Origin of the sequence: Kitasatospora sp. NPDC057518 (genome assembly GCF_042802075.1) — a bacterium.
GTDB lineage: Bacteria > Actinomycetota > Actinomycetes > Streptomycetales > Streptomycetaceae > Kitasatospora.
Genome location: NZ_JBHVEU010000011.1, coordinates 1 through 13727 on the forward strand (window position 1 = coordinate 1; position 13727 = coordinate 13727).

The following is a 13727-nucleotide window of genomic DNA, read 5'->3' on the forward strand; positions in this document are numbered from 1 at the left end:
GCCGAAGCCCGGGTCCCAGTCGTCCCAGCCGGTCGAGCCGGGCGAGGACTGGCGGCGGCGGGCGATCAGGGCGCCGCCGGGGGCGAGCGCGAAGACCTCCAGCCGGTCGTCGGCGTTCCGGGCGACGGCGGGGGCGGCGCCGGCCGGGCCGCCGAAGACCTCCCAGTCCGACCAGCCGCCGTCGCTCCGCTGGACGCGGTGGTGCAGGGCGGCGCCGTCGGGGGCGAGGGAGAACACCTCCAGCCGGCCGTCGGCGTTGCGGCCCAGGACGGGCACCGCACCGGCGGGTGTCCCGAACACCTCCCAGTCCGACCAGGTGTCGGTGTCCGGGCCGGTCTGGACCCGGCGCAGCACCGACCGGTCGGCGGCGTCGAGGGCGAACACGGTCAGTCGGCCGTGGACGTCCGGGGCGGCGACGGGGTTGTCCGGGCTCTGCCAGGGCGGCGGGGTGGACCGCCAGTCCAGCGGGGCCAGGTAGAGGCCGCGCCGGAACCAGCCGGCGGCGCTGGCCCACCACTGCCGCCCGTCGGTGACCACCTCCACCGCGTGGCCGGGCACATGGCCGGCGTAGCCGTCGACGGAGAAGCGGAACGGGTCCTGGGAGGCGAGGACGTCGGTGCCCTCATAGCCGTTGCGCGGTCCGATGAACAGGTGGTACCAGCCGTCCCGGGCCACCACGAAGGGCGACTCGGTGACCGAGACGCCGTCCGCGGCGGTGGCCGCGTCGGCGAAGGCCACGCCGGGCTCGCCCCAGGTCAGCAGGTCGGCGGAGCGCCGGTAGCAGACCTGGTGGCGGCCGCCGGGGCCGGACAGCTCGGTGTAGTACATCACCCACTCGGCGCCGATCCGCAGCACCATCGGGTCGCGCGCGGCGGTCCCGCGGAACAGCGGACCGGACGGCAGCCTCGTCCAGGTGGACAGGTCGGTGGAGGTGGCGGCGTTGACCGCCGCCCCGGCGCGTCCGCCCGCCGCGTAGAACATCCAGTGCACGCCGCCCGACTCGACGACGTGCGGGGCCCACAGGTGCTCCTCGCCGAAGTACGAGGCGTCGACGGTCAGCGCGTCCGGGTGGCTCCGCCACGGCCCGGACGGGGAGGGCGCCGAGGCGTGCGCGAGCGAGACCTCGGCCGCGCTGTCAGGCGCCTGCCCGGGCGGCGCGCTGTCGCCGACGATGCTGAACAGGTGCCAGCGCCCGTCGGCCTGGACCAGGGTGTGGTCGTTGAGGTAGCGGCGGCGCGCGGTGGACGGGTCGTAGACGTGGTCGAACGGGCCGGCGCCGACCCAGACGGCGCCGACGGAGGCGCCGGTCGGGACGGCGGAGGCCGCCGGGGCGGTACGGCCCGCGAGCGGGAGCACGAGGGCTCCCGCTCCGGCCGCCCGCAGCAGGCCGCGCCTGCTGATCGGGTGCATCGCTGCGCTCCAGAGGGTTTCCGGCGGGGTTTCCGGCGTCGTCAGCCGGCGGCGGGTCCGGGGGTGGTCAGCCGGCGGCGGGTCCGTGGGTGGTGTTCAGCCAGGCCCACTCGGACCAGGTGGAGAAGCCGGTCTGCCACTTGTGGTGGACGCCGTCGGTGTTGGCGCCGAAGACCTCGATCCGGCCGTCGGCGTTGTTCGCCGAGCCGATCTCGGTGCCGCCGGTGCCGAAGGTGTCCCACTGGCCGTACGGGGCGTTCAGGCCGGTCTGCCAGATGTGCTGCGCCGTACTGCCGTTGATGGCGAACACCTCCACCCGGCCGTCCGGCGAACGCCCGCTGGTCAGCTGCGCGTCGGCGGGGCCGCCGGTGGCCTCCCAGCCGGACCAACTGGTCGGGTCCGTCTGGTACTTGTGGTAGACGCCGGCCGGGCCGGAGGCGAAGACCTCGAGCCGGCCGTCCTGGTTGTGGCTGACGGTGAGGTCGTGGCCGCCGGTGCCGAAGGTGGAGTCCCAGGCGGACCAGCCGCCGTTGACGGCGGTCTGCCACTGGTGCTGGAAGACGCTGCCGTTGAGGGCGAAGACCTCCAGCCGCCCGTCGGGGGCCTTGCCGAGTTCGATCTCGCTGTCGGCGGGGCCGCCACCGGTGCCCTCCCAGCCGGACCAGCCGCTGTTGGGCGCCGTCTGGTACCGGTGGAAGACGCCGACCGGTCCCGAGGCGAAGACTTCGAGCCGCCCGTCCTGGTTGGAGCCGACGGCGAGGTCGTGGCCACCGGTGCCGAACTCCTCCCAACCGGACCAGGCGCCCGACGGCTGGAGCTGGTAACGGTGCTGGAGGGTACTGCCGTTGAGGGCGAAGACCTCCAGCCGGCCGTCCGCGTTCAGGCCGATGGCGAGTTCGGCGCCGGCCGGGCCGCCGAGGTCCTCCCACTCCGACCAGCCGCCGTTGATCGCGGTCTGCCAGGCGTGCGAGACGCCGTTCTTCCCGGCCGCGAAGACTTCGAGGCGTCCGTCGGCGGACCGGGCCGAGACCACCCGGCCGGACTCCGCCGGGTACTCCAGCGGCGCGGGACCGGGCTCGTGGTGGCCGAGCCGGTCGACGGCGGCCTGGGCCTCCTCCATGTGCCGCAGGTGGGCGCGCGCGCTGTAGGTCGACCACTGGTGCCAGTCGAGGCCGCCGTTGGAGATCCGGTAGGTCTGGTCGGCGTTGCACTGGGCGTCGTAGGCGCACGCGTCGGAGACCTCACCGTGAAAGTGGTCGTTGATCTCCCACAGGCCACGGTCGACGGAGTAGTCCGGGGTGTTGCCCTCGCGGTTGGAGGCCAGCGGGTTGCAGCTGGACTCGGCGAGGCCGACGGCGATCGCGGTCACCAGGGCCTCGCCCCGGAAGCCCGCCTGGTAGGCGACCTCGGCACACAGGTCGCTGCCGGTGGCGGCCGGAGCGGAGGGGGCGGCGACCGTCAGGCCCGCCGTGACTCCCAGGGCGGCGATCGCGGACAGCAGGGCACGGTGGGGCGCCCGGCGGGCGCGCTGCTGGCCGGTCACGGGGTGGCTCCTCGACTGACGGCGGGTCCGGGGGTGGTGTTCAGACTGACGGCGGGTCCGGGGGTGGTGTTCAGCCAGGCCCACTCGGACCAGGTGGAGAAGCCGGTCTGCCACCGGTGGTGGACGCCGTCGGTGTTGGAACCGAACACCTCGATCCGGCCGTCGGCGTTGGCGGCGGCGCCGATCTCGGTGCCGCCTCCTCCGAAGGTCTCCCACTGGCCGTACGGGGCGTTCAGGGCGGTCTGCCAGATGTGCTGCGCCGTACTGCCGTTGATGGCGAACACCTCGACCCGGCCGTCCGCGGTCAGTTCGCTGGTGAGCCGGGAGTCGGCGGGGCCGCCGGTGGCTTCCCAGCCGGACCAACTGGTGGGGTTCGTCTGGTGCTTGTGGTAGACGCCGACCGGCCCCGAGGCGAAGACCTCCAGGCGGCCGTCCCGGTTGTGGCTGACGGTGAGGTCGTGTCCCCCGCCGCCGAAGGTCGTGTCCCAGGCGGACCAGCCGCCGTTGACGTCCGTCTGCCACTGGTGCTGGAAGGTGTCGCCGTTGAGGGCGAAGACTTCGAGGCGGCCGTCGGGGGCCTTCCCGAGCTCGATCTCACTGTTGGCCGGGCCGCCACCGGTGCCCTCCCAACCGGACCAGCCGCCGTTGGGCGCGGTCTGGTAGCGGTGGAAGACGGCGGCCGGTCCCGAGGCGAAGACTTCGAGCCGCCCGTCCTGGTTGGCGCCGACGGCGAGGTCGTGGCCCCCGCCGCCGAAGTCCTCCCAGCCGGACCAGGCGCCGGACGGTTGGAGCTGGTAACGGTGCTGGAGGGTGGTGCCGTTGAGGGCGAACACCTCCAGCCGGCCGTCCGCGTTCGGACCGATGGCGAGTTCGGCGCCGCCCGGGCCGCCGAGGCCCTCCCACTCCGACCAGGCGCCGTTGACCACGGTCTGCCAGGCGTGCGAGACACCGCTCGCCCCGGCGGCGAAGACCTCCAGGCGCCCGTCCGCGGACCGGGCCGACACCACCCGGCCGGACTCGGCCGGATACACCAGCGGCGCGGGCCGGGGACCGCTCCCGGGGACGCAGGGCACGGTGACGCCGCGCTCCGTGAGGTACGGCTCCGGGTCGGTGCGCTGGGACGCGTTCGGGTCGGCCCAGACCCGCAGGTGCAGGTGCGGGCCCGTGGAGTTGCCCTCGCTGCCCATCAGCGCGATCTGCTGGCCGGCCCGCACGTCGTCGCCCTCGAACACGTCCCGCCGCTGCATGTGCCCGTACTCGGTGATGGTCCCGTCCGGGTGCAGGATGCGGATCCACTGGCCGTAGTCGGACACCGGGCCGGAGATGACGACCTTGCCGTCGCCGACCGCGTAGATCGGGGTGCCGCGGTTGTTGGCGATGTCGATGCCGTTGTGCTCCGCGGTGTAGTGCTGGGTGATGGCGCCGTCGGTCGGGCAGGCCGCCGCGAACCCGGCGGCAACGGCGGCAGCGACGGGAACAGCGGGAACGGCGACAGCGGGAACGGCCGGGACGGCGACCGGCAGCAGCAGGGCCACCACGGCCAGGGCCCGCCGCGAGGTGCGGGAGATCATCGGTGCGGCCCCCTCACGCCTTGCGGAGGCGGCCGATGATGCCGTCGATGTCGCGCCGCATCATGTCGGGCCGGATGAAGTGCCCGCCCGACTCCTCGTGGGCCTCGTACGGGATGCCGGCGCCGTCGAGCAGGGCGCGGAACTCCCGCTGTCCGGCCAGCACCGCGGTCTCGTTGAAGGTGTCGAAGGGGTTGGTCGGGTCGGGGCTGGTGCCGGCGACCAGGAAGATCCGCTTGTTGCGGTAGCTCTCCAGGCGCTCGACCGGGTTGTCGGCGGTCACCCTGGCCTGGTCCCACAGCGGCGCGCCGTAGATGGTGCCGCCGGCCAGGTCCTTGACGGCGGCGGAGACGTTGGCCCAGTGGACGACCGCGCCGTTGTCGCGGCGCAGGCTGGCCGGGCCGGAGTGGGCGCTGACCGAGGCGAAGTGGCCCCAGTACTTGGCCGCGTACTTCAGGGCGCCGAAGCCGCCCATGGAGAAGCCGGAGACGGCGCGGCCCTCGGGCTCGGCGAAGGTGCGGAAGTTGGCGTCGACCCACGGGATCAGCTGGTTGATGTGGAAGGACTCCCAGTTGCGGGGGCCGACGTTGGTGCTGACCGGGTTGGAGTACCAGCCGGCCTGCCCGCCGTCGGGCATCACCACGATCAGGGGCTTGCCGATGGTCCAGTCGCGGACGCCCTGGCGGTCGAACTCGATGAAGTCCTGGAGGCCGCCGTGCAGGAGGTAGAGGACGGGGTAGGCGCGCCCGCTGGTGTGGTAGTCGTCGGGGAGCAGCACGTTGACGGCCGGGTCCCAGCCGATCTCGGCGGTGTGGAAGCGGTAGTACCACATCCGGGCGTCGGCCTCGCCGCGGTCGGTGATGTGCAGGCCGAAGCCGTCGTCGGCGGCGTGGGCGGTCGAGGCCGTCGCGAGGACGCTCGCGCCGCCGAGCGCCAGCGCGGCGCCGAGCCCGCCGGCGGACTTGAGGATGCTCCTGCGGGTGGGGTGGTTCGCGGTCACCGTGACCTCCTGAGGGCGCGTGTCGGCGGCCGGTCCGCGACCGCCGGATGTCCGTCGTTCGGACGGTTCGGACGGTAGCCACCCGCCGGGGGGCGCGGAATCCGGAACCATACGGACTGACAGCGGCGGGGCCGGGCGCGGAGACTGGTGCGTTCCCGGAGCGTCGGGTCGTCGGCCGTGTGTCCCTGTCCGACGGTGCGCTCTTGTCCGGCGGTGCCGCCGCCACCAGACTGGTGACCGGACGCGGACAGGAGGGGTGCTGTGGCCAGGATCAGGATGCCCGACCGGGTCTTTCTCGCCTTGGAGTCCGCCACCACTCCCCAGCACGTGGCGCTCCTGGCCACCTTCGGGCCGCCCGCCGGTGCCGAGCCCGGGCCGTACGTACAGCGCCTGTTCGAGCGGCTCCTCGCCGCGCCCGTCGCGGCCCCCTTCACCTTCCGGCCGCGCCACGCACGCTGGGGGGCCTTCGCCGGCACCTGGGAGGTGCTCGCCGGGCAGGACGTCGACCGGTCGTACCACCTGCGCCGCTCCGCGCTGCCCGCGCCCGGCGGCGAGCGCGAACTGACCGACCTCGTCTCCCGGTTGCACTCCCGGCCGCTCGACACCACGCGGCCGCTGTGGGAGTGCCACCTGATCGAGGGCCTGGCGGACGGCCGGTTCGCCCTGTACGTCAAGGTGCACCACGCGCTCACGGACGGGCTCGGCGTCCAACAGCGCCTGCGGCGCATGCTGAGCACCGATCCGCGGGACGAGGGGCTGCGCCCACTGTGGAGCATCGCCGCCCCCGCCGACCACAGCACCGGGGCGGAAGGACCGACGGCCCGCGGGCTCGCGGCCACCGCGCTGGGCCTCGGCCGGGCCGCCAGGACCATGGCGCGGGGCGTGCGGGCCAGGGCCGACCGCACCCGCGCGGTGCCGTTCCTGGTCCCGCGCTCCCCGCTGAACGCCGCCGTCGGTCGGCAGCGCCAAGTGATCACCCGCAGCTACGAGTTCGACCGGTTCCGGGCGGTGGCGAAGGACGCCGGCACGACCGTCAACGACGTCCTGCTGGCGGTGTGCGGGGGCGCCCTCCGGCAGTGCCTGGCCGCGGCCGGGGCGCTTCCGGCGCGGTCCCTGACCGCGGGCACCCCCGTCTCGACGAGGGAGGCGGGCGACGCGTCCACCGCCAACTCCTTCGCCATGACGGTCATGAGCCTCGGCACCGACGTGGCCGACCCGCTGGAGCGGCTGCGCGCCGTGGCCCGGTCCAGCGCGCTGGCCAAGCGGGAGCTGGGCGAGCTGCAGAAGGGCTCCACCGGGCTCTACGGGGCCCTGTTCACCTGGCCGTTCGTCGCGCAGAACGTGCTGGGCCTGGGCGGCGCGACCCGGCCCCCGTACAACGTCGTGGTGTCGAACATCCCCGGCTCCTCGCAGCGGATGTACTTCGCCGGCTGCCCGTTGGAGACGGTCCACCCGCTGGGCAGCGTCTGCCACGGGGTCGGCCTGTTCATCGCGGCCCGCTCGGCGGGCGGCCGGTTGAACCTGGGCCTGGTGGGGGACCGCTCCCTGCTCGCCCCGCTGGACGGGCTGGGGGACGCGCTGGGCGACCAACTAGGCCTCCTGGAGGAGGCGTTGGGAAGGACGTAGGTCAGCGAAGCAGCCCATCGGCCCGCAGCCTGTCGAAGATGATCCGGTCCACGGGGGACGTCCGGTGCCGGTCGGCGTGGGTGAGCCACACCAGCTCGGCGATCTCACTGGCCGGCGCGAGCACCCCCTCGTACGCGGCGGTGTAGCAGGTCATGCGGACGACCACGCCCTGGCCGTGCCCGTGGGCCTGGGCCTCGAAGACGCCCAGCAGGGCGGCCGAGTCCCGTACGACGGCGACGGACAGCTCCTCCTCGATCTCCCGGCACAGCGTGTCGAGGTCGCTCTCCCCCGGCTCCCGCTTCCCCCCGGGCAGGTAGTAGGCGTCCTTGCCGTGGGAACGCGTGCTCAGCACCAGGCCGTTCTCCAGGTGGATCCACGCCACCTTGTCGATGAGCGCCGCCATGGACCAGTCCTCCTGTTGCTCCGACCGGTTGCTCCGACCGGTCCACGAGGATACCGCCCCACCGGCCGTCAGCCGTCCAGCAGTTGCTCCGTGCAGGTGGTGACGACCTGCCGCACGGCGTGGGTCAGGTCGGCCGCCAGCGCTTCGTCCAGCGTGAGCCAACGGGGCGCCTCGCCCTCCTCGTTGACGGTGACGCGCCCCCCGTCCGGCACCGTCAGCAGGTACACGTGCCAGACGTGCGCGTCGGATCCGCGTCGGCAGGAGTCGCCCGGGATCGGGAACGTGGCGACGAACCGGAGCCGGTCGCCGGCGGTCAGGCCGACCTCCTCGCGCAGTTCGCGAGCCGCGGCGTCGGCCGGGTCCTCGTCCCGGTCCACATGGCCGGCCGGGACCGTCAACGCGTAGGGGAACGCGACGCGTTGGAAGAGCAGGAACCTGTCCGCCGGATCGCGGACGAAGACCGCCGCGGTCTCGTGCCAGTACTCGCCGTCCTCGGCGGACCACCAGGAGATGCCGGGGTCGATGACGATGGCCCGGGCGCTGCGCCCACCGCAGTTGCCGCAGCGGACCTCCCGCCTGCCCCCGGCCGTGGTCCAGGCGACGGGGCCGCCCCGGCAGAGCACGCAGTACTCCGCGTAGGTGTCCGGGGCCGGGCGTAGCGTCTCGATGTTCATCCTGGCCTTCCGCGCCGGTAGACGCCCACGGCCGCCCACGGACGCCGGTGGGCGGGGTTCGCCGCCCCGGTCAGGGCAGCAGGTCGGGCAGCTGCCGTACGTCGTCGAGGACGTGCTCGGCACCGGCCCGTTCGAAGTCCTCGCGCGTGTGGAAGCCAGTGGCGACGCCGACGAAGCGCAGCCCGGCCCCGGTGGCCGCCGCGAGGTCGATGAGGGCGTCGCCCACGTACCAGACGTCGTCCACGCCGACCCCCCTTCCGCTCAGCGTCGCCAGCGCGGCGTCGAACACCCGGGGGTCCGGCTTGTGGTGGGGGCTGTCGTCCGCTGCCTGGAGCAGGACCAGCCGGTCCGTCCGCAGCCCGATCCGTTCGACGTCCCGGAGGGCCGAGAGGCGGTTGGTGGACGTGACGACGCCGACGCCGACGCTCCGGCGCCAGAGCTCGTGGACGACCTCGACGGCGCCGGGGAGGGGCCGTTTGAGGAACTCCTCCTCCAGCGAGAGGTTCGCCTCGCGCATCCGTTCCAGGGTGTCGCTGTCGCGGTAGAGGGCGCGGATCATCGCGTCGAAGGGCTTGCCCCAGTGCAGCGCCAGCTCGGCGTCCGTCAGGTCGATCCCGTAGAACCGCCGGGCGACCGCCTTGTGGTGGGCCCACTTGACCTCCGCGGTCACCACCAGGGTGTCGTCCAGGTCGAAGAGGACGACGCGGGGCCCGCGGCCCGCACGCGTTCCGGACGTCATGACGTGAGATCCCTTCCGCCGGGTCCTCCGTACGGTACCGCCGCCCGGTCCCCCGCCGCCTCCGCCTGCCCGCCGCGTGACCGGGGTCGGGCGGGACCGCGCGGCGCGGGCAGGGAGACCACCAGGAGCAGCGCGACGCCGACCACGGTGAAGGCCAGCGCGGCCAGCCCGGCGCCGGCCCATCCGGCGCCGTCCACGGCCAGGCTGAAGGCCGGCGGCCCGACCAGCGTGCCGAGGCTGCCGAGCTGGGCGACCAGCCCGTTGGTGACGTCGGCGCGCCGGGGGCTGCCGGCGATCCGCGGCACCGCCGCGAACATCGCGGAGATCATCACCCCGTCGACCACCAGGCCGACGCAGGCCAGGACCATCACGGCCACCACGGGGAGGCGCAGCGCGAAGACCAGGAGCGCCGAGACGGGCAGCAGGGCCAGCACCGGAGTCATCGCGAGCAGCCCGACGCCCCGGCGCAGCAGCAGCCCGCTGAGCGCGCTGCCGAGCACGCTGCCGAGGGAGACCACCGCGGCGACGACGCCGGCGGTGGCCGTGGACGCGCCGCGTTCCTCCGTCAGGAACGTGGGCAGCAGCACGACGATCGCGACCCCGGCCAGGCAGACGCAGGCGAAGCTCAGCGCGAAGAGCACCGGGGGGATCCAGCCGGTCCGCGGGGGCGGCGCTCCGGTGCCCTCGGCGGCCGGGTCCGCCGTCGGCGCGCGGGCGGCGGCGGGGCGGGTGGCGCCGACCGCGACCGCCAGCACGAGCGGGAGGAGCGCGGTCGCGCCCATCCAGCCGCGCCAGCCGATCGCGCCGCTGACCGCTCCCCCCAGGGCGGTGGCCAGGGCGAGCCCGGTGGGGACGCAGGTGCCCCACAGCGCCAGCGCCGTGGCCTGCGCCCGCCCCTCGGCCAGCCGGGTCAGCATGATCGGCCCGCCCACGAAGACCAGGAGGTAGCCGAAGCCCTGCGCGGTGCGCGCCGCCAGCAGCGGCGACCAGCTGCCCGCGAAGGCCGTCGCCGCCACGGACAGGGTGGTGAGGACGAGCCCGCCGGCCAGCGCCTTCCGGGCGTCGAGCCGGCTGATCCACCACCCGGCGGGGACGCCGAGGACGGCGCTCACCGCGGTGATGCTGGAGGTCGCCCAGGCGAACTGGCCGAGGGAGAGGTGCAGGTCCCCGCGGATCTCGGACCCGAGCGGGGAGAGCGCGCCCAGCCCGAAGGCGGCGAGGACCCCGGAGAGCCAGGTGGTCACGATGGCCGGCCACGGTGACCCGGTGCTCTCGCGGCGCGCGACACCGTTCTTGCGCATGGTTCGCTCTCCAGGGAAGTGGACGGGCTGACGGGCGGGCCGGCACCGGCCGGTCGTGTGATGAGAGGGGAGGAGGAGTCGGCACCCTCCCATCACACGACGCGTCAGTGCTGCGGGCCGTAGGCCGTCAGCAGTTCGACGTCACCGGTCACGTAGGTCGTGTCGGTGATGACGGTCTGGTCGGACGGGCCGCGGCTGCACATGCACATGTGCCGGCCGCTCGACTCCACGCGGACGGCGCGGGCCCCGCCGGAGGCCATGATCTCCTCGGCGATGTCCTTCACCAGGTGCTCCTGGATCTGGAACCGCTTGCTGAAGGCCTGGACCAGGCGCGGGAACTTGCCGAGCCCCAGGATCCGGTTCCCGGGGACGTAGGTGATGTCGACCTTGCCGTAGAAGGGCAGGAAGTGGTGGGCGCAGATCGAGTAGTAGTTGATGTCGTGCACCCGGACGACGCCCTGGTGGTCGCCCTCGACCAGGACGGTCGTCTTGAGGATCTTGGAGGTGTCGGTCTCGTAGCCGCTCAGCAGCTCCCGGTACGCGCGGACGATGCGGGGCTCGCACTCGGGTTCGGTGTACCAGTCCAGGGCCCGCTTGTCCGTGGTGACGTTGTCCCGTAGCCACTCGGCGATCGTCATGTGGTCTCCGTTCTCGGTCCGTCCGGCGGACTCCGCCGCCGGCCTCGCCGGGGCTCCGGCGAAGTCTTCTGGTGGGGTGGGAGGTTGAAGACCGTCGGCGGTGCTCAGCGCGGCGGCTCCCCGGGTGCCAGGCGTGCGTCGGCGTAGGCGTCGAGGGAGGCCGCCGCCGCGTACTCGTGGGCCCGGCGTCCCAGCGCGTGGAGTTCGGCGTGGTCGACGCCGAGGTGCCGGACGTTCTCCGGCGCCGCCCAGCCGATCCCCTCCAGCCAGTCGTCCAGGGGGCGGGCGTACCGGTCGAGTCCGGCGGTGCTCCGGCCCAGGTCGGCCAGCGAGAGTCCGGCGTCGCTCCCCCGCCGTCGTACCTCCGTCCACCAGGCCGCCCGGAACCGCCGGTGCTCGCCGGGCGTGAAGGCGCGCACGCCGCCGTCGTAGACGGCGCACTTCTCGAAGAGGCTGTCCCGGTGGCCCAGCCGGTGCAGTTCGAAGTCCGGGGTCGACCAGCGGGGGGACCGCAGGAAGTCGAAGGGCAGTTGGGGGAAGGCCTGCCCGAGCCGGGTGCGGTCGGGCAGCTCGAACAGTGCCTCCAGGGCCACGATGACGGCGCTGAACCGCTCGCCCCGGTGGGCCAGTTCGGCGAAGTAGTCCCGCAGGCGCCGCACACCCTGCCGGGATCCGACGGTCAGCACCAGGTAGCCGGCGATCTCCGCGCCGCGGCCGTGCGCCGCCTGCCGGGCGGCCCGGAGCACCTTCTCCACCGTCGCCCCGGTGCCGATGATGTCCCCGAGCACCAGCAGCTGCCGCCCGGTGAACTCCCAGCGCTCGTACGAGATGTCGAGGGGGTGGGCGGCTCCCCGGTCGGTTCCGACGAAGCTCACCGCCTCGGGGGAGCCGAAGCGGTGCGACAGCGCGCTGTCGACGCCGAAACTGAGGCCCCCGCGCAGGATGGTGACGACCGTCGTCGCCTCGGTCGCCAGGGCTCCGGCCACCGCCGGATCGGCCTCCGCCACCAGGTCGAGCGCGGTCGACACCGCGGTGCCGAGCAGCGAACGGTACCGGTGGCCCGAGACGGCCGGGTCGGTGAGGAGGGTGCGCGAGGCCGCGGTCGAGCAGACGAGGACCCTGGTCGGGGAGCCGGCGGGGTCCAGGCCGTAGCAGGCCGCGTCGTCGCTGTGCAGGAGGTACTTCACCGGATGATCCACCAACTCCACGGGTAGGGTCACGGTTTGAGCGCGGGCCGCCTCGGCGTTCGCCCGGTGCGTTCGGCCAGCACCCGCTCCACCTGGTACGAGGACTCGACGCCGTCGACCGTCTTCAGCGCGTCCGGTGCGGGTGCCCGGTTGTGCACGGAGGCGATCAGCACCGTGCCGGACAGCGGCAGCACCTCCGGCACCTGGTGCGGCGCTTCGACGAGGACCGACTTCAGTCCGACGGCGCCGAAGAGCGCGCTCCAGTCCAGGGCCGTCCCACGACTGGGCAGCCCGCCGCCGGACTCGTACAGGTGGTTGTCGATGACGGCCAGTGTGTAGTTGCCGAGCCTCGGCAACTGGTCGCCCAGTGCGGTGAGTACGGACAGGTTCATCAGGAAACCGCCGTCGGTGTCGATGCCGACCACGGACAGCGGGGCCGCCGCCATGGCCATTCCCAGGGAGATCGCGGTGACGTCGCCCATGGTGTCGGTGAAGAGGGTGTCGGCGGGACGGAGCGCGTACATCACCTCGCTCGTCCGACCGAGCGGCGCGACCGACACCGAGTCCGCGGGGAGCCTGGCGTACAGGGCTTCGAGGAATTCGGCGGTTTCTATGGCGCACCCCTCAGTTCCGCCGTCATCCCGGCGTTCGCCACGAGTGCCACGCTCCGCTGCCCGGTGTCGAGCGTGGCGTAGGCCTTGCGGAGGCATTCCGCCAACTCCGCGCAGGAATGGACGTCCGCGGTCACCAGGGAGAGCATCGCCGTGTGCCGGTGCATCGTCTCCTCGTGCGGAATTCCCCACCAGTTCGGTTCGCCGAAGGCCCCGCGCCGGGACATCAGCAGCGCGGTGTGCAGCCGGTGGCTCATGGTCAGGCGGGCCAGGGTCTCGCAGGCCCGGCGCAGCCCCGAGTTCTCCATCACGACCAGCGAACGGGCGCCGGCCAGTCGGGCGCCGGCCGCCAGGCCGACCGCCGTGGCCTCGTCGTTGACCTGCACGTACCGGATCTCACGCCGTGCCGACGCCTCCTGGCACAGCGGTGCCAGGAGCGAGTCGGGCACCGCGTAGACGATCTCCACACCCGCCTCGACGAGCGCCTCGTACGCCGCGACAGCCGACATGGGGCAGCCTCACCTGGTGGTGGCCAGCAACTCGACGATGATGTTCGAGTAGTGGTTGTCCCCGATGTTCCGCAGCAGGTGCGGCTGTCCGGCCTCGTGGTAGACGGCGTCGCCGAGCTTGTCCTCCCCGACGTAGCCGGTGCCGTCCTTGTGCACGGTCTCCGCCCGGCCGCTCTCCGTGGCGACGTAGACGTAGTCGCAGGGGTGCTGGTGGATGATCGTCTCCTCCCCCGGGTCCAGCTCCAGGACCCACACCCTGACGCGGTCGTCGGAGTAGACGAGTTTGGTACCGACCTGCTCGATGTGCTCCTGCATGTGCGTACCCCGATCTGTCCCGTGAGCCGCTGCTGGTGGCGTGTTTCGCGTGACCGAGAATCTGCGGGTATCGAACGTCGTCAGACCACGGCCGATGCCGAGACTCTAGAGGCGCGCCCAACGGACAGCAACGGACCACCATCACCCCAACTCGTAATGAGCCAACCTGAGTTGAGCCCACCCGCGCACGGCGCGGCGCCTCG

The 13727-nt window shown here is 73.3% G+C and carries 14 protein-coding genes; 1 reads left to right on the top strand and 13 read right to left on the bottom strand.

Translation table 11 applies throughout. From position 1 onward, the window contains the following. From ACFU7Z_RS02195 to ACFU7Z_RS02210, 4 genes are all read right to left on the bottom strand, one after another. Positions 1-1410, bottom strand: a 1410-nt coding sequence (locus ACFU7Z_RS02195; RefSeq protein WP_380775377.1) for a glycosyl hydrolase family 32, incomplete at its 3' end; no start/stop codon positions are given. Between the two features lie 67 nt (positions 1411-1477). Next, the gene (locus tag ACFU7Z_RS02200) at positions 1478-2953 is read right to left on the bottom strand and encodes a hypothetical protein (protein WP_380775379.1); all 1476 of its coding nucleotides are present in this window, start codon (positions 2951-2953) and stop codon (positions 1478-1480) included. Further along, positions 2950-4524 (bottom strand): peptidoglycan DD-metalloendopeptidase family protein, encoded by a 1575-nt coding sequence (locus tag ACFU7Z_RS02205; protein WP_380775381.1) that lies wholly within the window; start codon positions 4522-4524, stop codon positions 2950-2952. Before ACFU7Z_RS02205 ends, ACFU7Z_RS02200 begins: the two co-directional genes overlap by 4 nt. 13 nt (positions 4525-4537) lie before the next feature. Beyond that, positions 4538-5521, bottom strand: coding sequence for an alpha/beta hydrolase (locus ACFU7Z_RS02210; protein ID WP_380775383.1), 984 nt, complete (start codon positions 5519-5521; stop codon positions 4538-4540). A 261-nt stretch (positions 5522-5782) separates the two neighbouring features. On the opposite strand from ACFU7Z_RS02210, the gene ACFU7Z_RS02215 reads away from it, so the two are divergent. Continuing rightward, positions 5783-7147, top strand: a complete 1365-nt coding sequence (locus ACFU7Z_RS02215) for a wax ester/triacylglycerol synthase family O-acyltransferase (protein ID WP_380775385.1) — start codon at positions 5783-5785, stop codon at positions 7145-7147. A gap of 1 nt (position 7148) precedes the next feature. On the opposite strand, the gene ACFU7Z_RS02220 is transcribed toward ACFU7Z_RS02215, so the two are convergent. From ACFU7Z_RS02220 to ACFU7Z_RS02260, 9 genes are all read right to left on the bottom strand, one after another. Further along, positions 7149-7550, bottom strand: coding sequence for an NUDIX domain-containing protein (locus tag ACFU7Z_RS02220; RefSeq protein ID WP_117486925.1), 402 nt, complete (start codon positions 7548-7550; stop codon positions 7149-7151). Between the two features lie 68 nt (positions 7551-7618). Then, entirely contained in the window at positions 7619-8224 is a 606-nt protein-coding gene (locus ACFU7Z_RS02225; protein WP_380739511.1) for an NUDIX hydrolase, read from the bottom strand. Between the two features lie 70 nt (positions 8225-8294). After that, positions 8295-8963, bottom strand: coding sequence for an HAD family hydrolase (locus tag ACFU7Z_RS02230; protein WP_380775387.1), 669 nt, complete (start codon positions 8961-8963; stop codon positions 8295-8297). Beyond that, on the bottom strand, positions 8960-10264 hold the full coding sequence (locus tag ACFU7Z_RS02235; protein WP_380775388.1) for an MFS transporter: 1305 nt from the start codon (positions 10262-10264) through the stop codon (positions 8960-8962). The genes ACFU7Z_RS02230 and ACFU7Z_RS02235 overlap by 4 nt, the downstream gene beginning before the upstream one ends. Positions 10265-10368: 104 nt before the next feature. Further along, a complete protein-coding gene (folE, locus tag ACFU7Z_RS02240; protein WP_049650735.1) occupies positions 10369-10902 on the bottom strand; it encodes a GTP cyclohydrolase I in 534 nt (177 codons plus the stop codon). Positions 10903-11006: 104 nt separating this feature from the next. Then, complete coding sequence (locus ACFU7Z_RS02245; protein WP_380775390.1) at positions 11007-12089, bottom strand: phosphoribosyltransferase; 1083 nt, start codon at positions 12087-12089, stop codon at positions 11007-11009. Between the two features lie 29 nt (positions 12090-12118). After that, positions 12119-12613, bottom strand: coding sequence for a thiamine pyrophosphate-dependent enzyme (locus tag ACFU7Z_RS02250; RefSeq protein ID WP_198959482.1), 495 nt, complete (start codon positions 12611-12613; stop codon positions 12119-12121). Positions 12614-12699: 86 nt separating this feature from the next. Next, positions 12700-13209, bottom strand: coding sequence for a thiamine pyrophosphate-binding protein (locus ACFU7Z_RS02255; protein WP_380775392.1), 510 nt, complete (start codon positions 13207-13209; stop codon positions 12700-12702). Positions 13210-13218: 9 nt separating this feature from the next. After that, positions 13219-13524: a cupin domain-containing protein gene (locus tag ACFU7Z_RS02260; RefSeq protein WP_380775394.1), complete on the bottom strand. Its 306-nt coding sequence runs from the start codon at positions 13522-13524 to the stop codon at positions 13219-13221. Between the last annotated feature and the right edge of the window lie 203 nt (positions 13525-13727).

Bases quoted from the DNA above. Each gene is read 5' to 3' on its own strand.
- ACFU7Z_RS02255 (WP_380775392.1), bottom strand. From the start codon at position 13,209: ATGTCGGCTGTCGCGGCGTACGAGGCGCTCGTCGAGGCGGGTGTGGAG.
- ACFU7Z_RS02235 (WP_380775388.1), bottom strand. From the start codon at position 10,264: ATGCGCAAGAACGGTGTCGCGCGCCGCGAGAGCACCGGGTCACCGTGG.
- ACFU7Z_RS02225 (WP_380739511.1), bottom strand. From the start codon at position 8,224: ATGAACATCGAGACGCTACGCCCGGCCCCGGACACCTACGCGGAGTAC.
- folE (WP_049650735.1), bottom strand. From the start codon at position 10,902: ATGACGATCGCCGAGTGGCTACGGGACAACGTCACCACGGACAAGCGG.
- ACFU7Z_RS02220 (WP_117486925.1), bottom strand. From the start codon at position 7,550: ATGGCGGCGCTCATCGACAAGGTGGCGTGGATCCACCTGGAGAACGGC.
- ACFU7Z_RS02230 (WP_380775387.1), bottom strand. From the start codon at position 8,963: ATGACGTCCGGAACGCGTGCGGGCCGCGGGCCCCGCGTCGTCCTCTTC.
- ACFU7Z_RS02260 (WP_380775394.1), bottom strand. From the start codon at position 13,524: ATGCAGGAGCACATCGAGCAGGTCGGTACCAAACTCGTCTACTCCGAC.
- ACFU7Z_RS02205 (WP_380775381.1), bottom strand. From the start codon at position 4,524: ATGATCTCCCGCACCTCGCGGCGGGCCCTGGCCGTGGTGGCCCTGCTG.
- ACFU7Z_RS02250 (WP_198959482.1), bottom strand. From the start codon at position 12,613: ATGTACGCGCTCCGTCCCGCCGACACCCTCTTCACCGACACCATGGGC.